This window comes from Enterobacter sp. 241F3, from assembly GCF_034106785.1.
Lineage (GTDB): Bacteria > Pseudomonadota > Gammaproteobacteria > Enterobacterales > Enterobacteriaceae > Enterobacter > Enterobacter vonholyi.
Map to the genome: position 1 here is coordinate 90,666 of NZ_JAWNDD010000007.1, position 22,196 is coordinate 112,861.

Genomic DNA, 22,196 nt, shown 5'->3' on the forward strand with positions numbered 1-22,196 from the left:
CTTCCTTAGCGTTTTGCCTGCCAGATACGGGCCTGATAATCACGGATTGAGCGGTCAGAGCTGAACATACCGCAGCGGGCGGTATTCAGGATGCACGCGCGGGTCCACGCTTCCTGGTCGCGATACAGCACGTCGACCTGCCTTTGCGCTTCAACGTAGGCCGTGAAGTCCGCCATTACCAGATACGGGTCACCGCCGTGTTTGTCCATGCTGTGCAGCATCTGGTCAAACGCGTGCTTATCGCCGTCGCTGTATTTACCGCTCTCCAGCTCCTTCAGCACCGCATCGAGGACTTTGTCTTTCTTACGCCATTTCACCGGGTCATAGCCTTTGGCCTTGATGGCTTTCACCTCTTCCACGGTATGGCCGAAGATAAAGATGTTATCTTCGCCCACCTTCTCGGCGATTTCGACGTTCGCCCCGTCGAGCGTGCCGACGGTCAGCGCGCCGTTCAGCGCCAGCTTCATGTTGCCGGTACCGGAGGCTTCTTTTCCTGCGGTTGAGATCTGCTCGGAGATATCCGCCGCCGGGATCAGCATTTCCGCCGCCGAGACGCAGTAGTCCGGCAGGAACACTACCTTCAGCTTGTCGCCCACTTTCGGATCGCTGTTGATCGCCGCCGCCACTTTATTGATGGCGAGGATAATGTTTTTCGCCAGGTAGTAGCCCGGCGCCGCTTTCGCACCGAACAGGAACACGCGCGGCACGCGGTCGGCCTGCGGGTTCTCGCGGATCTCTTTGTACAGCGCCAGAATGTGCAGCAGGTTCAGATGCTGGCGTTTGTACTCGTGCAGACGTTTGATCTGGATATCGAATATGGCGTTCGGGTTGATCTCAATCCCGGTACGCACTTTCACAAACTCCGCCAGGCGAACCTTGTTCTCAAGCTTGATCGCCCGGTACTGCTCGCGGAATTTCGCGTCGTCAGCGTATTTTTCCAGGTTGATGAGCTGGTCCAGATCGTTGGCCCACTCTTTCTTCAGGGTCTTATCCAGCAGGCCGGCCAGCAGCGGGTTGCACTGCTTGATCCAGCGACGCGGCGTGATGCCGTTGGTCACGTTGTGGAATTTGGTTGGCCACAGCTGGTGGTATTCCGGGAAGAGATCTTTGACCACCAGATCCGAGTGCAGCGCCGCCACGCCATTCACCGCAAAGCCGCTGACCACGCACATATTCGCCATGCGCACCTGCTTATCGTGAACCACCGCCAGCTTCGCCCAGACCGCCTTGTTGCCCGGCCAGGTTTTATCCACGAGCTTTTTAAACTGGTCGTTAATTTTGTTGATGATCTGCATGTGGCGCGGCAGCAGCGTTTTCACTAGCTTCTCATCCCAGCACTCAAGCGCTTCTGGCATCAGGGTGTGGTTGGTGTAGGCAAAGGTACGGCTGGTGATGGCCCAGGCGTCATCCCAGCTCAGCTGGTGCTCGTCGATCAGCACGCGCAGCAGCTCCGGGATGGCAATGGTCGGGTGCGTGTCGTTGAGCTGAATCACTTCAAAGTCCGGCAGCTGCGCCAGCTTGCGGCCCGCCAGGTGATGGCGACGCAGAATGTCCGCCACGGAGCAGGCGCACTGGAAGTACTGCTGCATCAGGCGAAGCTTTTTACCGGCCAGGTGGTTGTCGTTCGGATAGAGGACTTTGGTCAGCTTCTCGGCGTCGATGCCCTGCTGCTCGGCCCGCAGGAAATCGCCGTCGTTGAATTTTGTCAGGTTAAACGGGTGGGCGTGCTTCGCCTGCCACAGACGCAGCGGCTGCGCCACGCCGTTACGATAGCCAAGCACCGGCAGATCCCAGGCTTCGCCGGTGATGGTGAACGCCGGTTCCCAGAGACCCTGCTTTGTCACTTTCCCGCCAATGCCAACCTGTACGTCCAGCTGCGCGTTGTGGCGGAACCACGGATAGGTATTGCGATGCCAGTCGTCCGGCGCTTCCATCTGATGCCCGTCGGCAAACGACTGACGGAACAGGCCGTACTGATAGTTCAGACCATAGCCAATCGCCGACTGGCCGACGGTCGCCATGGAGTCCAGGAAGCAGGCCGCCAGGCGTCCCAGGCCGCCGTTGCCCAGCGCCGGGTCAATCTCTTCTTCCAGCAGGTCGGTCAGGTTAATGTCGTGTTCTTTAAGAACGTCACCGACCTCCTGATACCAGCCGAGGTTCAACAGGTTGTTGCCCGTCAGACGGCCAATCAGGAATTCCATTGAAATGTAGTTTACATGGCGCTGGCCTTTTACCGGGTTTGCCAGGGGTTGAGCATCCAGCTGCTCTGCGAGCGCACCGCTCACTGCCTGCCACCACTGGTGAGGCGTCATTTCGTTTGCAGCATGAAGGCCAAAACGCTGCCACTGACGCGTCAGGGCAGCCTGGAATTGAGCTTTGTTGAAGGTAGGCTGTGACATAGGGGATCGGCATCCTTTAGAAAGAAAACACAAGTTGGCGCTAGTGTGCCTGGCTCATTTCCCCTCTTCCTCCTCCTGTGGGGGATTAGACAGGGAGGAGTAGCGGGGATGAGCATAAAAGTGTGATCGAGGCCACTCTCAGAGCATAGTTCGAGTGTGCCCGGAAGATAAAAAAGTAACCGAGGAGAATGTCAAAGAAATGAAATGCGGTTTCGGGTGAAATTAAACCCCGCCGAAATAATTACTTACGTAGAATAATATTTCGGCAATCGGGAAATCGCTAAGGAGATTATTAATCTCCCTTAACTTTACCAGAAGTATATTAAATTCGACGTCACTATCCCTTTCTGAAACCAGTTTCAGCGCAGCCGCAGCACAGCCATACAAGCCAGCATTGACGGGGCATCAAAGACCTTTTCAGAAAGTTCCCTCCTCTGCCTGAATGTTTTGTGACAGAGTGCAAATTCACAGCCACCAAATCCAGACATAACTTGCAATAGTTAACTTATTGGCCGACCTTATATCCATTAATTACGAAGCGCAAAAAAAATAAAATCTCTCGTTCCCCACAGTGAAGTGAAACCTATGTTGATTCCGTCTAAATTAAGTCGCCCGGTTCGCCTTGACCATACAGTGGTCCGCGAGCGTCTGTTGGCTAAACTTTCCGGCGCGCATAATTTCCGACTGGCGCTGGTTACGAGCCCTGCAGGTTATGGAAAAACAACGCTCATTTCGCAATGGGCCGCGGGTAAAAGCGATCTTGGCTGGTACTCTCTCGACGAGGGCGATAACCAGCAGGAGCGTTTTGCCAGCTATCTGATTGCCGCCATACAGCAAGCAACCCATGGACACTGCGTCGCCAGTGAGGTGATGGTGCAAAAGCGCCAGTACGCAAGCCTGTCCTCCCTTTTCTCTCAGCTGTTTATCGAACTGGCCGAATGGCATCGCCCGCTTTACGTGGTGATTGATGATTACCATCTCATCACTAACCCGGTAATTCATGAATCGATGCGTTTCTTCCTGCGCCATCAGCCGGAAAACCTGACCTTAGTCGTGCTGTCACGCAACCTGCCGCAGCTGGGTATTGCCAACCTGCGCGTGCGCGATCAGCTCCTGGAAGTGGGCAGCCAGCAGCTGGCCTTTACCCACCAGGAAGCGAAACAGTTCTTTGACTGCCGCCTGAACTCACCGATTGAGGCCGCCGAAAGCAGCCGCCTGTGTGATGACGTTGCCGGCTGGGCAACGGCGCTGCAGCTGATTGCCCTCTCAGCCCGGCAAAATAACAGTCCGGCACATCAGTCTGCGCGGCGCCTGGCGGGCATCAACGCCAGCCACCTTTCTGACTATCTCGTGGATGAGGTGCTGGACAGCGTCGATCCCTCAACGCGTAATTTCCTGCTGAAAAGCTCTCTGCTGCGCTCCATGAACGATGCGCTCATCGTGCGGGTGACGGGCTGTGAAAACGGCCAGCTGCAGCTCGAAGAGATTGAACGTCAAGGCCTTTTCCTGACGCGCATGGACGATCCGGGGGAGTGGTTTAGCTATCATCCGCTGTTCGGCAGCTTCCTGCGCCAGCGCTGTCAGTGGGAGCTGGCGGTTGAACTGCCGGAGATCCACCGCGCCGCTGCCGAAAGCTGGATGGCGCAAGGCTTCCCGAGCGAAGCCATCCACCACGCGCTGGCCGCCGGTGATGCCAGCATGCTGCGCGATATTCTCCTCAATCATGCGTGGGGCCTGTTTAACCACAGCGAGCTGACGCTGCTGGAAGAATCCCTCAAAGCCCTGCCGTGGGAAAGCCTGCTTGAGAATCCGCGTCTGGTGCTGCTGCAGGCCTGGCTGATGCAGAGCCAGCATCGCTACAGCGAAGTGAACACCCTGCTGGCGCGCGCCGAGCAGGAGATGGAAAGCGAAATGGATACCACCCTGCACGGCGAGTTCAACGCGCTGCGCGCTCAGGTGGCGATTAACGATGGCGACCCGGACGAAGCTGAACGGCTGGCGATGGTCGCGCTGGATGAACTGCCGCTGGCCAACTTCTACAGCCGCATCGTGGCGACCTCCGTGCACGGCGAAGTGCTGCACTGCAAAGGCGACCTCACGCGTTCGCTTTCACTGATGCAGCAAACCGAACAGATGGCGCGTCGTCATGATGTCTGGCATTACGCGCTGTGGAGCCTGATCCAACAGAGCGAGATTTTATTCGCGCAGGGGTTCCTGCAGGCTGCCTGGGAAAACCAGGAAAAAGCGTTCCAGCTGATTCGTGAACAGCATCTGGAACAGCTGCCGATGCACGAGTTCCTGTTGCGTATTCGCGCCCAGCTGCTGTGGGCATGGTCGCGTCTGGATGAAGCGGAAAGCTGCGCCCGTCAGGGTGTGGATGTTCTTTCCAGCTTCCAGCCTCAGCAGCAGCTGCAGTGCCTGGCGCTGCTGGTGCAGTGCTCGCTGGCGCGCGGCGATCTCGACAACGCCCGCAACCATCTTAACCGCCTGGAAAACCTGCTCGGCAACGGCCAGTATCATAGCGACTGGGTGTCAAACGCCGACAAGGTCCGGGTGATTTACTGGCAGATGACCGGCGATAAAAAATCCGCCGCCAACTGGCTGCGCCAGACGCCAAAACCGGAATTTGCCAACAACCACTTCCTGCAGAGCCAGTGGCGCAACATTGCCCGCGCGCAGATCCTGCTCGGTGAATTAGAGCCCGCTGAGATTGTGCTGGAGGAGCTGAACGAGAACGCGCGCAGCCTGCGCCTGATGAGCGACCTAAACCGCAACCTGCTGCTGCAAAACCAGCTCTACTGGCAGGCGGGTCGTAAAAACGATGCCCAGCGCGTGCTGCTGGAGGCGCTGCAGCTGGCAAACCGCACCGGGTTTATCAGCCACTTTGTAATTGAAGGGGAAGTGATGGCGCAGCAGTTGCGCCAGCTGATTCAGCTCAACACGCTGCCGGAACTGGATCAGCATCGCGCCCAGCGCATTCTGCGCGAGATTAACCAGCATCATCGGCACAAGTTCGCGCATTTCGATGAGAACTTTGTTGAACGTCTGCTGAACCACCCGGAAGTGCCGGAACTTATCCGCACCAGCCCGCTCACCCAGCGCGAATGGCAGGTTCTGGGGCTGATCTATTCAGGCTACAGTAACGAGCAGATTGCCGGTGAGCTTGCGGTGGCGGCGACCACCATCAAAACGCATATCCGCAATCTGTATCAGAAGCTGGGCGTGGCGCATCGTCAGGATGCGGTGCAGCATGCGCAGCAGCTGTTGAAGATGATGGGATACGGCGTTTAGGTTTGTGCGGCCTGATGCCCTCACCCCGGCCCTCACCCACAGGGAGAGGGCGCACGGCTTTTCAACACAACTCTAACTGCAAATTATTATCTTTAATTACCTGCATCACGCCCGCCGGCGGCATCACGTCGGTATAGACCGCATCCACCATGCTGATGCTGCCCATGTTCACCATCGCGTTACGGCCAAACTTGGAATGATCCACCACCAGCATCACGTGGCGTGAATTTTCAATAATCGCGCGCTTGGTGCGCACCTCGTGGTAATCAAACTCCAGCAGCGAGCCGTCGCTGTCGATACCGCTGATCCCCAGAATGCCGAAGTCGAGGCGGAACTGCGAGATAAAGTCGAGGGTCGCTTCGCCGATAATCCCGCCGTCGCGGCTGCGCAGCTCGCCGCCCGCGAGGATGATGCGGAAGTCGTCTTTCTGCATCAGGGTATTGGCCACGTTCAGGTTGTTGGTGACCACGCGCAGGTTCTCGTGATCCAGCAGCGCATGGGCGACCGCTTCCGGCGTGGTGCCGATATCAATAAACAGCGTCGCGCCGTTCGGGATCTGGCTGGCGACCTTGCGGGCGATGCGCTCTTTCTCTGCCGTCTGCGTGGCTTTACGGTCATGCCAGGAGGTGTTGACCGAGCTGGACGGCAGCGCCGCGCCGCCGTGGTGGCGAAGGATGCGGTTCTGATCGGCCAGGTCGTTCAGGTCACGACGGATGGTTTGTGGGCTGACGGCAAACTGCTCCACCAGCTCTTCGGTGCTGACGTATCCCTGTTTTTTTACCAGTTCGATAATGGCGTCATGACGTTGTGTTTGTTTCATCAATTATCCCTGAGAATTATGTTCGTTTTCGCGCATGGAGCGTGTCGGCAAAGGCCATCGCCAGCCCCACGGCCAGCCCGGCGACGTGCGCTCCGTTGGCGATAGACATACCAAACAGATCAAACCACCCGGCAATTAGCCATATTAACGCAAAGGTTATTAATCCGCGTTGCAGATAGATGCCGCTTTCCGGATCGCGCTCCCCGCGAAGCCAGACGTAGCCCATCAGGGCATATACGACACCCGACAGCCCACCGAACCACGGCCCGCTGAACTTGTGCTGCACGTAGCCGCTTAACAGGGCGCTGATAATAGTGATAACGATCAGCTTGCCGCTGCCCAGACGCTTTTCAACGGCACCGCCGAGATACCACCACCAGAGCAGGTTAAAGAGGATATGCATCACCGAGAAATGCATCAGCGCGTGGCTAAAGTAGCGCCAGACGTCAAACTCAAGAGACGGGTCATAGGGCCACGCCAGGGCAATCATTACGCTCTGGTCGCCGACCACGTTCATGATAATGAAGACGATGATGCAGGCCGCCATCAGCAGCAGCGTAAACGGGCCCGCGCGCTCACGAATGGTGGCGAGGAAAGGAAAGCGGCTGTAGTGCAATCCGCTGCCGGTCTGGCCGGACTGCCAGCTGGCCGCCAGATAGCGCGGGTCGCCAGGGTTCTCAAGAAAACGCGCCAGCTCCTCGTTTACCCGTCCGGCCTGGCTTTCATCGGCCAGCCAGACGTCGGTCTGCGTATGTTGTTGAATAGTCAGAATAACACCCTGCGTCGCCATATAGTCGACAAACGCCTGGGCGACGCGCGGGTTAGTAAAAGAGGTGATCATCAACATGGGCAGCGGTCGCTTATTTCCACACAAAAGGGGACAGTATAGCGGGATCAGCGCTCAAAAGCGTATTCCACTTCCGCCGGGAAATGACGATGCCAGGCATCAAAACCGCCGTCGACGCTGTAAACCGCGTCGTAACCCTGCTGAAGCAGATACTGCGCCGCGCCTTTGCTGCTGTTGCCGTGGTAGCACATGACCATCACCGGCGTGTCGAAGTCGTTATCGCGCATAAACGCGCCCAGCGTGTCGTTGGTGAGATGGAACGCGCCCGGCGTATGGCCCATCGCAAAACTCTGCGGATCGCGGATGTCCACCAGCACTGCTTTTCCCTGGTGCATCTTCTGGTGGGCTTCTTCTACGTTAATACATTCAAACTGATCCATGGTGTTCTCTTTACAGTGGTCAACGACAAGATTTTACCCCGTAGTGTACGTCCTGGCGGCGGGTAAACGCCATTATGTTATCCATATCACTCTAAATTGTTTTTTTGATGTTACCAAAAGCGCGTTCCTTTGCTATTATGAGCGATATCGAACATTTCTGAGCTTTAACGAAAGTGCATGAGGGTGTTATGGAAACCAAAGATCTGATTGTGATAGGCGGTGGCATCAACGGTGCCGGTATTGCGGTCGATGCCGCAGGACGCGGTTTGTCCGTACTGATGCTGGAAGCTAACGATCTCGCCTGCGCGACGTCGTCCGCCAGCTCCAAACTGATTCACGGCGGCCTGCGCTACCTGGAACACTACGAATTCCGCCTGGTCAGTGAAGCACTGGCCGAACGTGAAGTGCTGCTGAAAATGGCCCCGCATCTGGCGATTCCGATGCGCTTCCGGCTGCCCCATCGCCCGCATCTGCGTCCGGCGTGGATGATCCGAATCGGTCTATTTATGTACGATCATCTGGGTAAACGCACCAGCCTCCCGGGTTCGAAAGGGTTGCGTTTTGGCTCAGAATCGGTCCTTAAGCCGGAAATCGTGCGCGGATTCGAATATTCCGACTGCTGGGTGGATGATGCCCGCCTGGTACTGGCGAATGCGCAGATGGTTGAGAAGAAAGGTGGCGAGGTGAAAACCCGCACCCGCGCAACCGCTGCCCGTCGTGAAAATGGCCTGTGGATTGTGGAAGCGGAAGACATTGATACCGGCGAGAAATTCAGCTGGAAAGCGCGCGGCCTGGTGAACGCTACCGGCCCGTGGGTGAAGCAGTTCTTCGACGACGGCATGCATCTGCCTTCTCCATACGGCATTCGCCTGATCAAAGGCAGCCACATTGTGGTGCCGCGCGTGCATACCCAGAAGCAGGCTTACATCCTGCAGAACGAAGACAAGCGCATCGTGTTTGTGATTCCGTGGATGGACGAATTCTCGATCATCGGTACTACCGACGTGGAGTACAAAGGCGATCCGAAAAACGTCGAGATCGACGAGAGCGAAGTGAACTACCTGCTCAAAGTGTATAACGCGCACTTTAAGAAACAGCTGTCGCGCGACGACGTTGTCTGGACCTACTCCGGCGTGCGTCCGCTGTGCGATGACGAGTCTGACTCACCGCAGGCCATTACCCGCGACTATACGCTCGATATTCACGACGTTGACGGTCAGGCGCCGCTGCTTTCCGTGTTTGGCGGTAAGCTCACCACCTACCGCAAGCTGGCCGAGCACGCGCTGGAAAAACTGGCGCCGTACTATAAAGGCATTGGCCCGGCATGGACCAAGGGCGCGGTACTGCCCGGCGGTGATATCGGCGATAACCGCGATGATTACGCCGCGAAGCTGCGCCGTCGGTTCCCGTTCATCACCGAAGGAATGGCGCGCCACTATGCCCGCACCTACGGCAGCAATACCGAGCTGATTCTGGGCGATGCGAAGGACATTGCGGATCTGGGCGAGCATTTCGGCCACGAGCTGTACGAAGCCGAGCTGCGTTACCTGGTTGAGCACGAGTGGGTGCGTCGTCTGGACGATGCTATCTGGCGCCGTACCAAGGAAGGGATGTGGCTCAACGCCGATCAGCAGTCTCGCGTGGCGCAGTGGTTACTGCAACATGCGGGGAAGCGTGAGCTGTCGCTGGCGTCGTAATACGACTGGTGCGGACTGATGCCCTCACCCTGCCCCTCTCCCACAGGGAGAGGGAACAAACACTAAAAACGGCAACCGAGGTTGCCGTTTTGCTTTTATAGCCTCACCGGATCAATATGCCAGATCGTCTCGGCATACTCCTTGATGGTCCGGTCTGACGAGAAATAGCCCATATTGGCGATGTTGTACATCGCGGCGCTGGTCCATTTCTCCGGCTGGCGATAAAGTTCATCCACCTTATCCTGACAGTCCACGTAGCTGCGATAATCCGCCAGCACCTGGTAGTGATCGCCAAAGTTAATCAGCGAATCCACCAGATCGCGGTAGCGGCTCGGTTCATCAGGGCTAAACACGCCGGTCGCGATCTGCGTTAGCACCTGACGCAACTCTTCATCCTCTTCGTAATACTGACGCGGCGAGTAGCCTTTCCTGCGCAGCGCCTCCACCTCTTCCGTCGTATTACCGAAGATAAAGATATTCTCATCGCCCACGTGCTCCAGCATCTCGACGTTCGCCCCGTCCAGCGTGCCGATGGTCAGCGCGCCGTTGAGGGCAAACTTCATGTTACTGGTACCGGATGCCTCCGTTCCCGCCGTGGAAATCTGTTCAGAGAGATCCGCCGCCGGGATGATCAGCTGCGCCAGGCTGACGCTGTAGTTCGGAATGAACACCACCTTCAGCTTGTCGCCAATGTCCGGATCCTGGTTAACCACCTTCGCCACGTCGTTGATGAGATGAATAATGTGCTTCGCCATGTAGTAGGCGGAAGCCGCCTTACCGGCGAAGATCTTCACGCGCGGCACCCATTCAACCGTCGGATCTGCCTTGATGCGGTTGTAATGGGTGATCACGTGCAGCACGTTCATCAGCTGACGCTTGTATTCGTGGATGCGTTTGATCTGCACGTCGAACAGCGCTTTCGGGTTAGCGACCACGTTGAGGTGCATCGCCAGCCAGACCGCCAGACGCTTTTTGTTCAGCAGCTTTGCTTCCCGTACGGCTTTGTTCACCGTCGGGAAATCAATATGCTGTTCCAGCTCGCTCAGCTGGCTCAAATCGGTACGCCAGGTGCGGCCGATATTCTCGTCCAGCACCTCAGAGAGCGGCTGGTTGGCCAGCGCCAGCCAGCGGCGCGGCGTGACGCCGTTGGTCACGTTGCAGAACCGCGTCGGGAAGATCTTCGCGAAGTCCGCAAACAGCGACTGCACCATCAGGTTCGAGTGGAGCTCGGACACGCCGTTGACCTTGTGGCTGATGACAACCGCCAGCCAGGCCATGCGCACGCGACGACCGTTCGACTCATCAATGATGGACGCGCGGCTCAGCAGGCCGGTATCGTTCGGATACTGCTCCTGCAGCGTCTTGAGGAAGTAGTCGTTGATCTCAAATATAATCTGCAGGTGGCGCGGCAGGATTTTGCCGAGCATGTCCACCGGCCACGTCTCCAGCGCTTCGCTCATCAGCGTGTGGTTGGTGTAGGAGAACACCTGACAGGTCACCTCAAAGGCGTCATCCCAGCTGAACTTATGCTCGTCGATCAGCAGGCGCATCAGTTCCGGAATTGAGAGCACCGGGTGGGTGTCGTTAAGGTGGATCGCGGTTTTCTCCGCCAGGTTGGCGTAGGTTTTGTGCAGCTGATGGTGGCGGCTGAGGATGTCCTGAATGGTCGCCGAAACGAGGAAATACTCCTGACGCAGGCGCAGCTCACGGCCCGAGTAGGTCGAGTCATCCGGGTACAGCACGCGGGACACGTTCTCGGAGTGGTTTTTATCCTCCACCGCCGCGAAGTAGTCACCCTGGTTAAATTTACCGAGGTTAATTTCGCTACTGGCCTGAGCGCTCCACAGGCGCAGCGTGTTGGTGGCGTCGGTATCGTAGCCGGGGATAATCTGGTCGTAGGCCACGGCCAGGATCTCTTCCGTTTCTACCCAGCGGGACTTTTTCCCTTCCTGCTGGATACGCCCGCCAAAGCGCACCTTGTAGCGCGTGTTGTGGCGTTTGAACTCCCACGGGTTGCCGTACTCCAGCCAGTAGTCCGGGGACTCTTTCTGACGCCCGTCGACGATGTTCTGTTTGAACATACCGTAGTCGTAGCGAATACCGTAGCCGCGGCCCGGCAGCGCCAGCGTCGCCAGCGAGTCGAGGAAGCAGGCGGCGAGACGCCCCAGACCGCCGTTGCCGAGGCCCGGGTCGTTCTCTTCGTCGATCAGCTCTTCTAAATCTAACCCCATCTCTTCGAGTGCGGTTTTGACATCGTCATAAATACCGAGCGACAGCAGCGCGTTGGACAGCGTGCGGCCAATCAAAAATTCCATCGACAGGTAGTAAACCTGACGCGTCTCCTGCGAGAGCTGGGCGCGGTTTGAGCGCAGCCAGCGTTCAACTAAGCGGTCACGCACGGCAAACAGGGTGGCGTTCAGCCACTCGTGCTTGTTGGCAATAACCGGATCTTTCCCGATGGTGAACATCAGCTTGTAGGCGATGGAGTGCTTTAACGCCTCAACGCTGAGCGTGGGTGAAGAGTAGCTAAATGGAGCGTTCATATCAGTAACTTCGCCTCGTTACATCAAGCGTTGATAGAGATCGCGGTATGACTGCGCCGCGACGTGCCAGCTAAAGTCCATGGACATCGCCTGACGCTGAACGTAACGCCAGAGTGATGGACGGGACCACAAGACGAAAGCACGCCGAATCGCCCGAAGCAGCGACCAGGCATTACTGTCCTCAAAGACAAATCCGCTGGCGATACCGTCCGCCAGATTTTCCAGAGAGCTGTCGGATACGGTATCCGCCAGTCCGCCCGTGCGGCGCACCAGCGGCAGCGTGCCGTATTTCAGACCATAAAGCTGCGTCAGGCCGCAGGGTTCGAAACGGCTTGGCACCAGAATGACGTCCGCGCCGCCCATAATTCGGTGAGAGAACGCCTCGTGGTAGCCAATCTGCACGCCTACCTGTCCCGGGTGTTCCGCGGCGGCGGCAAGGAAACCTTCCTGCAGCACCGGGTCGCCCGCGCCGAGCAGCGCCAGCTGTCCGCCCTGCTCCAGTAAACCGGGCAGCGCCTCCAGCACCAGATCCAGCCCTTTCTGGCTGGTCAGGCGGCTCACGACGGCGAACAGCGGCACTTTATCGTTAACCTTCAGGCCCATCGCAATCTGCAGCTGGCGTTTGTTTTCCGCTTTGTCTTCAACGGAATCACGGCCATAGCGCGCCGCCAGCAGGAGATCGGTTTCCGGGCTCCAGATCTGTTCATCCACGCCGTTCAGAATGCCCGACAGGCGGCCTTCGCGATGGCGCTGCTGCAGCAACCCTTCCATGCCATAGCCAAACGCCGGCTGGGTGATCTCACGCGCGTAGGTTGGGCTCACCGCCGTGATGTGATCGGCGTAGTACAGCCCCGCCTTCAGGAACGAGATCTGCCCGTTAAACTCCAGACCGTGCATGTTAAAGAACGACCATGGCAGATCGATGTCATTCATGTGATGGGCGTAGTACATCCCCTGATATGCCAGGTTATGCACGGTAAAGACCGATTTCGCCGGGTGGCCGCGCGCGGCGAGATACGCCGGGGCAAGCCCGGCGTGCCAGTCGTGCGCGTGCACCACATCCGGACGCCAGAACGGATCCAGCCCCGTCGCCATTTCTGCTCCAACCCAGCCGAGCAGCGCAAAGCGCAGCACGTTGTCGGTGTAGGCGAACAGGTTCGTATCGTGATACGGGCTGCCCGGTCGATCGTATAAGTGCGGCGCGTCGATCAGGTAAATCCCTACGCCATTGTAATGTCCAAACAGCAGGGTAATGCGTCCGGCAAACGTTTCACGGCGGGTCACCACTTTTGCATCGGGTATACCGCGCCGGATATCCGGAAAGGCGGGCAGCAGGACTCGGGTATCCACGCCTCCGGCGATTTGCGCCGCCGGTAATGCGCCAAGCACATCTGCCAGTCCGCCCGTTTTTAATAACGGGAACATCTCAGAACATACGTGTAAAACCTGCATCATCGCTCCTGTTTGATCTGCAGCTTCCGCAACATTTCCCGTGTGACTAACACGATCCCCTCTTCCGAACGGTAGAAACGACGCGCGTCTTCTTCCGCATTCTCCCCAATGACCATCCCTTCAGGGATGACGCAGGCACGGTCGATCACGCAACGACGCAGACGACACGAGCGCCCTACCCAGACATCCGGCAACAAGACTGCCGAATCGATATTACAGAATGAATTTATCCGCACGCGCGGGAACAGCACCGACTGCACCACGACCGAACCGGAGATAATGCACCCGCCGGACACCAGCGAGTTCAGCGTCATACCGTGGCTGCCGGAGCGGTCCTGGACGAACTTGGCCGGCGGCAGCGACTCCATATGGGTACGAATCGGCCAGTTCTGGTCGTACATATCCAGTTCAGGCGTGACCGATGCCAGGTCGAGGTTCGCTTTCCAGTAGGCTTCCAGCGTACCCACATCGCGCCAGTAGGGTTCCGCATTCGGATCGGACTGTACGCAGGACAGCGGGAATGGATGTGCATACGCCATGCCAGCTTTCGTGATTTTCGGAATGATGTCTTTACCGAAGTCGTGGCTGGAGTTTTCGTCTTTGTCGTCTTCTTCCAGCAGCTCATAAAGATAATCTGCGTCAAAGACATAGATCCCCATGCTGGCGAGCGATTTGGTGTCATCGCCCGGCATGGTTGGCGGGTTCGCCGGTTTTTCAACGAAGTCGATAATTTTGTCGTCGGCATCCACGTGCATGACGCCAAACGCCGTCGCTTCGGCAACGGGCACAGGCAGACACGCCACGGTGCAGCGCGCCCCTTTTTCGACGTGGTCGATCAGCATGTGGGAGTAATCTTGCTTGTAGATGTGGTCCCCGGCGAGGATCACGATGTATTCCGCGTTATAGCGACGAATAATGTCGAGGTTCTGGGTCACCGCATCCGCCGTACCGCGGTACCAGTTCTCGCCGTGAACGCGCTGCTGAGCAGGAAGGAGATCGACAAACTCGTTCATCTCTTCGCTGAAGAATGACCAGCCGCGCTGGATATGCTGAACCAGCGTGTGCGACTGATACTGCGTAATGACGCCGATGCGGCGAATGCCCGAGTTCAGGCAGTTGGAGAGCGCAAAGTCGATGATGCGGAACTTACCACCAAAGTGAACAGCCGGTTTGGCGCGCTTGATGGTCAAATCTTTCAGACGGGTACCACGCCCACCCGCAAGGATCAGGGCAACCGTTTTTAATGGTAGCTGGCGTGCCAACATTAAGGGATCGTTCTTCTCTAATCTAACCATGACTAACTCCTTTTTTATCATCTTTGGAATACGCACACTCCGTGCGCAGGCCCGTGCCAGACAGCCATTACTACCGGATTATCCGCTCCGGCAAAGGGGGGAACGGCGCGCCACTCCCCGTCAGGTAAAACAATCTCTGCGACGTCATCCGTCGCGTTCAGCGTGACCAGCCATTTATCCGACAGCAGGATTTGCAGGCGTGGTACGCCGTGTTGCCACTCTTGCGCGCTTAACGGTTGCGCGTCTTTATTCAGCCAGCGAACGTTGCCGTCACCCTCTTCCCACCAGCTGTTGGCGGTCAGCGCGGGGATCTGCTGGCGAAGATGGATCAGCGCAGCGGTGAAGTGAATCAGCCCGCTGTTGGCTTCCCCCCAGTCGAGCCAGGTTAAGGTGTTGTCCTGGCAATACGCATTGTTATTACCGTGCTGGCTGTGACCATGCTCATCGCCTGCCAGCAGCATCGGCGTGCCCTGCGACAGTAAAAGCGTTGTCAGCAGCGCATGAACGCTGGCGCGTCGCCGCTCGATGACGTCGAGGCTTCCGCCTAACCCTTCTATACCATGATTAAAGCTATGGTTATTGTTAGTGCCATCGCGATTCTCTTCGCCGTTTGCCTCATTGTGTTTCTGATTGAAACAAACGCAGTCCCTGAGCGTAAAACCGTCGTGCGCCGTCAACAGGTTGACGGTAGCCGACGGGCGTTTGCCGTCGCGCTTAAAGAGATCGCTCGACGCGGCAAAGCGTCCGGCAAATTCCCCCAGCGACAGATTGCGTTCCAGCCAGAAGCGGCGTACGGCGTCGCGGTAGTGATCGTTCCACTCGGCAAACAGCGGCGGGAAATTCCCGACCTGATAACCGCCTTCGCCAATGTCCCACGGCTCGGCAATGAGCTTCACCTGCGAGAGCACCGGACAGTTTTTTATCGCCTCGAACAGCGGCGCCTGCCGGCTGAACGCCGGCGTGCGCCCCATCACGGGCGCCAGGTCGAAACGAAAACCGTCGACGTGGAACGTCTCCACCCAGTATTTCAGGCATTCATACGCAAAATGCGTGACCGCCGGATGGCTGAGGTTGAGCGTGTTACCGCAGCCGGTCCAGTTCTCATAATCGCCATCCTGCCTGATCCAATAATAGCTACGGTTATCAATTCCGCGCATGGAGAGCGTCGGACCGTCGAGATCGCTTTCTGCACTGTGGTTGAGCACCACGTCCAGAATGACCTCAATGCCCGCCGCGTGGAGCGCCTTAACCGCATCGCGGAACTCGTCCCGCGCTTTTTCCGGATGGACGGCATAGCGCGGCTCGAGCGCGAACATCGCCAGCGGGTTGTAGCCCCAGTAGTTGCTGAGCCCCAGCCGCTGCAGACGCGGCTCGCTGGCAAAATGGGCAACGGGAAGCAGTTCCAGGGCGGTGATACCGAGATGTTTCAGGTAGGCGATCATGGTGGGATGCCCGAGCGCCTTATAGGTGCCGCGCATCTCTTTGGGGATCGACGGGTGCAGGTACGTCAGCCCTTTAACGTGGGCTTCATAAATGACGGTATTGCCCCACGGCGTGTGCGGCGGGGCATCGTCTTCCCAGTCATAAAGATCGTTCACCACCACGCTTTTTGGCGAGACGGGCGCGCTGTCGCGGTGGTCGGGCTCGCCGTAGCCCACGTGGAAGAGCGGGTCATCTTTAAATTCGCCGTCCACGCGGTGCGCGCACGGGTCAATCAGCAGCTTCGCCGGGTTAAACCAGTGCCCCTGCGCCGGATCCCACGGACCGTGTACGCGAAAGCCATAGTGCATGCCTGGCCGTCCTCCGGCCAGGTAGCCGTGCCAGGTATCCCCCGTGCGCGCGGGTAAATCGTAACGGTGCTCGTTACCTTCCCCGTCAAACACGCACAGTTCTACCCGCTCGGCGTGAGCGGAAAAGAGGGTGAAATTGACACCCTTTCCGTCAAAACGCGCCCCGAGCGGTTCGGGTTTACCTGCCGTAAGCTGCGTCATTCGCCCTCCCGCATCAGCCAGATGGTGCCAAGCGGCGGCAGCGTCAGGCTCAGGGAGTTGGGTCGCCCGTGGCTTTCTATGGCGTCACTCTGTACCAGCCCGCCGTTACCGGCGTTGCTGCCGTGGTAGTGCATCGAGTCGGTATTCAGAATTTCACGCCATTTGCCCGGCTGGTTAATGCCGAAGCGGTAGTGTTCGCGCGGTACCGGCGTGAAGTTACTGGCGACGATGATCTCGTTACCGACTTTGTCACGACGCACAAAGACAAACACCGAGCGCTCATGGTCGTCCACCACCAGCCATTCAAAGCCGTACGGATCGAAGTCGAGCTCGTGCAGCGCTTTGTGGTGGCGATAGGTCAGGTTCAGATCGCGCACCAGACGCTGCACCCCGTGGTGCCAGTTGTCGCCGCCTTCCAGCAGATGCCAGTCGAGGCTGGCGTCGTGGTTCCACTCGCGTCCCTGAGCGAACTCATTGCCCATGAACAGCAGTTTCTTGCCCGGGAAGGCAAACATCCAGCCGTAATAGGCGCGCAGGTTGGCAAACTTCTGCCACGCGTCGCCCGGCATGCGGTCGAGAATGGATTTTTTGCCGTGCACCACCTCATCGTGCGACAGCGGCAGCATGAAGTTTTCGGTGTAGTTGTAGAGCATCCCGAACGTCAGCTTATCGTGATGATACTTACGGTGAACCGGATCCAGCTTCATATAGTCGAGCGTGTCGTGCATCCAGCCCAGGTTCCACTTATACCAGAACCCCAGGCCGCCCAATGACGGCGGACGGGAGACGCCCGCAAAGTCGGTCGACTCTTCCGCCATGGTCACGGCACCGTCCACCTGCTCGCCGATAATGCGGTTGGTATTGCGCAGGAACTCAATGGCTTCCAGGTTTTCACGACCGCCAAACTCGTTCGGGATCCACTCCCCCTCTTTGCGGCTGTAGTCTCGGTAGATCATCGACGCCACCGCATCGACGCGCAGGGCATCAATACCAAACCGCTCGATCCAGTACAGGGCATTCCCGACCAGATAGTTGGCGACCTCACGACGACCGTAGTTGTAGATCAGCGTGTTCCAGTCCTGGTGATAGCCTTCCCGCGGATCGCTGTGCTCGTAAAGCTTCGTGCCGTCAAACTCTGCCAGCGCGAAATCATCCGCAGGGAAATGGCCCGGCACCCAGTCGAGGATGACGTTCAGCCCGGCGGCGTGCGCGGCATCAATGAAATAGCGGAAGTCGTCGCGCGTGCCAAAGCGGCGCGTTGGCGCATACAGCCCGGTGGGCTGATAGCCCCAGCTGCCGTCGAACGGGTGTTCATTGACCGGCAGCAGCTCAAGGTGAGTAAAGCCCATCCATTTGGCGTACGGCACCAGCTGGTCGGCAAGCTCCCGGTAGCTAAGCCAGAAGTTGTTATCGGTGTGGCGGCGCCAGGAGCCGAGATGAACTTCATAGACGGAGATAGGCGCATCAAAGCGGTTGGCCTGTTTACGCTCTTCCGTCTGGACGACCTTCTCCGGCAGGCCGCAAATCAGCGACGCGGTATCCGGGCGCATCTGCGCTTCGAAGGCATACGGGTCGGCTTTAATGCGTAGCTTGCCGTTGGCGTCGATCATCTCGAATTTATAAAGCTGCCCGGGGTGCGCCCCGGGGATAAACAGCTCCCAGATGCCGGTTTCCCGGCGCAGGCGCATCGGATGGCGGCGACCGTCCCAGTAGTTGAACTGGCCGACAACGGAGACGCGCTGGGCGTTAGGTGCCCACACGGAGAACCGCGTGCCGGTAATACCGTCCATGGTATCGGCATGGGCACCCAGCGTTTCATAAGGGCGAAGATGCGTTCCTTCGGAGAGCAGCCAGGCGTCCATCTCTTTTAAGAGCGGACCAAAGCTGTAAGGATCGTCAATCAGGTTTTGCTGACCGTGCCAGAGAACGGCGAGCTGATAGCGAAAAGGGTTTTTACGACGGGGCATTACGCCCGAGAAGAAGCCACGCGAATCGAGGCATTCAAGATTACCAACCTTGCGGCCAGTTTTGGGTTCAATCACCCAGACTTCTGTGGCATCCGGTAATAGCGCCCGAACTTCCAGACCCGCCTCAGTACGATGCATCCCAAGCACAGAAAAGGGGTCAGCGAAATGACCCGCAATAAGCGCATTAATCACGTCTCTATCCACACGATCGGACATGGTATTCATCCTGTTTTTTATGTCGTCCTTTTTAAGCGCTCCGGGACGACTTTTAATGTGACCTGAACGGGACAGCACAAAAATGTGCATCCATTCTGCTCCGTTCGAACCTCAGGTAAGAAATGACTCTTCCTTAAAGCATAGCCAACGCTCTAGATGACTCCTGATAAAAAATAAGACATACGCGTGTTACTCCGTGTAGTACGCAAAAAAAAGGGGTGAAAATCACCCCCGGTAGTTAACAAATTATTACGCCAGCTGGCGCAGCATGCGGCGCAGCGGCTCGGCGGCGCCCCACAGGAGCTGGTCACCGACGGTGAACGCGGAGAGATACTCCGGCCCCATGTTCAGCTTGCGCAGACGGCCAACCGGCGTGGTCAGCGTGCCGGTAACGGCAGCCGGGGTCAGCTCGCGCATGGTGATATCACGATCGTTTGGCACCACTTTCGCCCATGGGTTATGCGCGGCCAGCAGTTCTTCCACGGTCGGAATAGACACATCTTTTTTTAGTTTAATGGTGAAGGCCTGGCTGTGGCAGCGCAGCGCGCCGATACGCACGCACAGACCGTCAACCGGAATGGTGTTCGCGGTCGCGAGGATTTTGTTGGTCTCTGCCTGGCCCTTCCACTCTTCGCGGGTCTGGCCGTTATCAAGCTGTTTGTCGATCCACGGGATCAGACCGCCGGCCAGCGGTACGCCAAAGTTATCCACCGGCAGCTCGCCGCTGCGAGTCAGCTGGGTGACCTTACGCTCGATATCCAGAATAGCGGATGCCGGGTTTGCCAGCTCGGTCGCAACGCTCTGGTGCAGCTGGCCCATCTGGGTCAGCAGCTCGCGCATATGGCGCGCGCCGCCGCCGGACGCGGCCTGGTAGGTCGCCACGGAGACCCACTCCACCAGATCCTGAGCGAACAGGCCACCGAGGGACATCAGCATCAGGCTGACGGTGCAGTTGCCGCCAACAAAAGTTTTTACGCCGTTGTTCAGGCCATCGGTGATCACGCCCTGGTTCACCGGGTCGAGAATAATGATGGCATCATCTTTCATGCGCAGCGAAGAAGCCGCGTCAATCCAGTAGCCCTGCCAGCCGCTTTCACGCAGCTTTGGATAGATTTCGTTGGTATAATCGCCGCCCTGGCACGTCACAATAATGTCGAGTGCCTTCAGCGCTTCCAGATCGTAAGCATCCTGCAACGTGCCTGTGGTACCACCAAAGGACGGAGCAGCCTGGCCGAGCTGGGAAGTGGAGAAGAAGACCGGGCGGATAGCGTCGAAATCGCGCTCTTCAACCATGCGTTGCATGAGTACAGAGCCGACCATACCGCGCCAGCCGATAAAACCAACGTTTTTCATAGCATTTTTTTCCTGCTGAGGGTGTGTGCTGATTGTGCAAGCCAGTATTGAACTGGGATATGCTTCACATTACAAAATGCTGCCAAAGTCGCAAGCGAAATTAATCGATGATTGCCCGGCAATCAGAAAAAGCGCTAATCATCGAAATAACACTACTAAGTATCAGGGATAATTTAAAGATGAGTGAAATCATTTCCGCGGCGGTTTTATTGATCCTGATTATGGATCCACTGGGTAACCTGCCGATCTTCATGTCGGTGCTGAAGCACACCGAACCGAAGCGCCGCCGTGCGATCATGATCCGCGAGCTGCTCATCGCCCTGCTGGTGATGTTTATCTTCCTGTTTGCGGGTGAAAAAATCCTCGCATTCCTGAACCTGCGTGCCGAAACCGTGTCGATTTCCGGCGGGATTATTCTTTTCCTGATTGCGATTAAGATGATTTTCCCGAGCGCGGAAGGCAGCAGCAGCGGCCTGCCTGCGGGTGAAGAGCCGTTTATTGTGCCGCTGGCGATTCCCCTCGTTGCCGGGCCGACCATTCTGGCCACGCTGATGCTGCTGTCGCACCAGTATCCGAACCAGATGAGCCATCTGGTGATTGCCCTGCTGATTGCCTGGGGCGGAACGTTTATTATCCTGCTGCAGTCATCCCTGTTCCTGCGCCTGCTGGGCGAAAAAGGGGTAAACGCGCTGGAGCGCCTGATGGGGCTGATTCTGGTAATGATGGCAACGCAGATGTTCCTGGACGGCATTCGGGCGTGGATGAAGGGATGACTCTCTCCCTCTCCCTGTGGGAGAGGGCCGGGGTGAGGGCATCAGGCCGCAGAGGCGCCCACTCAGCCCTTACGAATCAAATACCGGTACGGCAGCGTTTCTGTCTGCTGTGCCACCAGCTCATGCTCCATAAAGGTACAAAAACCGGGAATATCGCGCGTGGTGGCCGGGTCGTCGGCAACGATCAGCAGCGTTTCACCGGTCTGCATGTTGCGCACGGTTTTACGTACCATCATTACCGGTTCCGGGCAGCGAAGGCCCTGGGCATCAAGAGTGTGGTCTGGGCTGGAAAACAGGTCGGTCATGATCTTCTCGGTCTGATAAAAACGGCTGTAGTTTACGCCCGGTTGCGATCAATGCAAACCAGGTTAACGATTGCGTAAAAACTAACCATTGCAATGTCCTGACAAAGCAGTATCATGCTGCGGTTTTTATTGGGTTCCCTCACCCCAACGTATAAAAAGGTCACAATATGACGCAGTTTTCTGAATCTCAGCGCGTAAAAGCGTTGTTCTGGCTTTCGCTTTTCCATTTGCTGGTGATCACCTCCAGCAACTATCTGGTGCAGCTCCCGATCTCCATCTTTGGTTTCCATACCACCTGGGGCGCGTTTAGTTTCCCGTTTATTTTCCTCGCGACGGATTTGACCGTGCGTATTTTTGGCGCACCGCTGGCTCGCCGTATTATTTTTTCGGTCATGCTCCCGGCGCTGTTCATCTCGTACGTGATTTCGTCTCTGTTTTATATGGGAAGCTGGCAGGGCTTTGAGGCGTTAACCCACTTCAACCTGTTCGTTGCCCGTATCGCCGCGGCAAGCTTTATGGCCTACGCGCTGGGGCAGATCCTCGACGTGCATGTGTTTAACCGCCTGCGTCAGAATCATCGCTGGTGGATGGCGCCAACCGCCTCCACGCTGTTCGGTAACGTGAGCGATACGCTGGCCTTCTTCTTTATCGCCTTCTGGCGCAGCCCGGATGCGTTCATGGCCGAGCACTGGATGGAAATCGCGCTGGTGGACTACTGCTTCAAGGTCCTCATCAGCATTGTTTTCTTCCTGCCGATGTACGGCGTGCTGCTCAATATGCTGCTGAAAAGGCTGGCAGATAAATCTGAAATCACAGCATTGCAGGCTGGTTAAGGGTTCGCTTTATCAGTTGTGATAAGATGAGCGA

General features: G+C 57.4%; 15 protein-coding genes. 4 read left to right on the forward strand and 11 right to left on the reverse strand.

Annotation, left to right across the window (positions count from 1 at the left end):
* Positions 1 to 5: 5 nt before the first annotated feature.
* The gene (malP, locus tag UR504_RS17655; protein WP_302237695.1) at positions 6 to 2,399 is read right to left on the reverse strand and encodes a maltodextrin phosphorylase; all 2,394 of its coding nucleotides are present in this window, start codon (positions 2,397 to 2,399) and stop codon (positions 6 to 8) included.
* A 585-nt stretch (positions 2,400 to 2,984) separates the two neighbouring features.
* On the opposite strand from malP, the gene malT reads away from it, so the two are divergent.
* On the forward strand, positions 2,985 to 5,690 hold the full coding sequence (malT, locus tag UR504_RS17660) for an HTH-type transcriptional regulator MalT (RefSeq protein ID WP_008503059.1): 2,706 nt from the start codon (positions 2,985 to 2,987) through the stop codon (positions 5,688 to 5,690).
* 61 nt (positions 5,691 to 5,751) lie between these two features.
* On the opposite strand, the gene UR504_RS17665 is transcribed toward malT, so the two are convergent.
* Genes UR504_RS17665 through glpE form a run of 3 tightly spaced genes read right to left on the reverse strand, consistent with a single transcriptional unit; the run spans position 5,752 to position 7,737 of the window.
* Positions 5,752 to 6,510, reverse strand: a complete 759-nt coding sequence (locus UR504_RS17665; protein WP_008503060.1) for a DeoR/GlpR family transcriptional regulator — start codon at positions 6,508 to 6,510, stop codon at positions 5,752 to 5,754.
* 16 nt (positions 6,511 to 6,526) lie between these two features.
* Positions 6,527 to 7,357 (reverse strand): rhomboid family intramembrane serine protease GlpG, encoded by an 831-nt coding sequence (glpG, locus tag UR504_RS17670; protein ID WP_028015659.1) that lies wholly within the window; start codon positions 7,355 to 7,357, stop codon positions 6,527 to 6,529.
* Positions 7,358 to 7,404: 47 nt separating this feature from the next.
* Positions 7,405 to 7,737, reverse strand: a complete 333-nt coding sequence (gene glpE, locus UR504_RS17675; protein ID WP_008503062.1) for a thiosulfate sulfurtransferase GlpE — start codon at positions 7,735 to 7,737, stop codon at positions 7,405 to 7,407.
* A 188-nt stretch (positions 7,738 to 7,925) separates the two neighbouring features.
* On the opposite strand from glpE, the gene glpD reads away from it, so the two are divergent.
* On the forward strand, positions 7,926 to 9,434 hold the full coding sequence (gene glpD / locus UR504_RS17680) for a glycerol-3-phosphate dehydrogenase (protein WP_320739961.1): 1,509 nt from the start codon (positions 7,926 to 7,928) through the stop codon (positions 9,432 to 9,434).
* 95 nt (positions 9,435 to 9,529) lie between these two features.
* Here glpD and glgP read toward each other — a convergent pair whose 3' ends face one another.
* The 6 genes from glgP to asd form a co-directional block, all read right to left on the reverse strand.
* A complete protein-coding gene (glgP, locus tag UR504_RS17685; RefSeq protein WP_302237689.1) occupies positions 9,530 to 11,977 on the reverse strand; it encodes a glycogen phosphorylase in 2,448 nt (815 codons plus the stop codon).
* 18 nt (positions 11,978 to 11,995) lie between these two features.
* A complete protein-coding gene (glgA, locus tag UR504_RS17690; protein WP_008503065.1) occupies positions 11,996 to 13,429 on the reverse strand; it encodes a glycogen synthase GlgA in 1,434 nt (477 codons plus the stop codon).
* Positions 13,429 to 14,724 carry a glucose-1-phosphate adenylyltransferase gene (glgC, locus tag UR504_RS17695; RefSeq protein ID WP_008503066.1) on the reverse strand — a complete coding sequence of 432 codons (1,296 nt, stop codon included), beginning with the start codon at positions 14,722 to 14,724 and terminating at the stop codon, positions 13,429 to 13,431. The genes glgA and glgC overlap by 1 nt, the downstream gene beginning before the upstream one ends.
* Before the next feature lie 17 nt (positions 14,725 to 14,741).
* The gene (gene glgX, locus UR504_RS17700) at positions 14,742 to 16,715 is read right to left on the reverse strand and encodes a glycogen debranching protein GlgX (RefSeq protein ID WP_302237685.1); all 1,974 of its coding nucleotides are present in this window, start codon (positions 16,713 to 16,715) and stop codon (positions 14,742 to 14,744) included.
* Complete coding sequence (glgB, locus tag UR504_RS17705) at positions 16,712 to 18,898, reverse strand: 1,4-alpha-glucan branching enzyme (protein ID WP_320739962.1); 2,187 nt, start codon at positions 18,896 to 18,898, stop codon at positions 16,712 to 16,714. The genes glgX and glgB overlap by 4 nt, the downstream gene beginning before the upstream one ends.
* A 249-nt stretch (positions 18,899 to 19,147) precedes the next feature.
* Complete coding sequence (gene asd, locus UR504_RS17710; RefSeq protein WP_033146834.1) at positions 19,148 to 20,251, reverse strand: aspartate-semialdehyde dehydrogenase; 1,104 nt, start codon at positions 20,249 to 20,251, stop codon at positions 19,148 to 19,150.
* 179 nt (positions 20,252 to 20,430) lie between these two features.
* Between asd and yhgN the strand changes: the two genes are divergently transcribed.
* Positions 20,431 to 21,024 (forward strand): NAAT family transporter YhgN, encoded by a 594-nt coding sequence (gene yhgN, locus UR504_RS17715; RefSeq protein ID WP_003861574.1) that lies wholly within the window; start codon positions 20,431 to 20,433, stop codon positions 21,022 to 21,024.
* A 62-nt stretch (positions 21,025 to 21,086) separates the two neighbouring features.
* Here the strand turns inward: yhgN and tusA are convergent, their stop codons facing one another.
* Positions 21,087 to 21,329 (reverse strand): sulfurtransferase TusA, encoded by a 243-nt coding sequence (gene tusA, locus UR504_RS17720; protein WP_017693840.1) that lies wholly within the window; start codon positions 21,327 to 21,329, stop codon positions 21,087 to 21,089.
* 167 nt (positions 21,330 to 21,496) lie between these two features.
* On the opposite strand from tusA, the gene UR504_RS17725 reads away from it, so the two are divergent.
* A complete protein-coding gene (locus UR504_RS17725; protein ID WP_111963750.1) occupies positions 21,497 to 22,162 on the forward strand; it encodes a 7-cyano-7-deazaguanine/7-aminomethyl-7-deazaguanine transporter in 666 nt (221 codons plus the stop codon).
* The last annotated feature ends 34 nt before the right edge of the window (positions 22,163 to 22,196 follow it).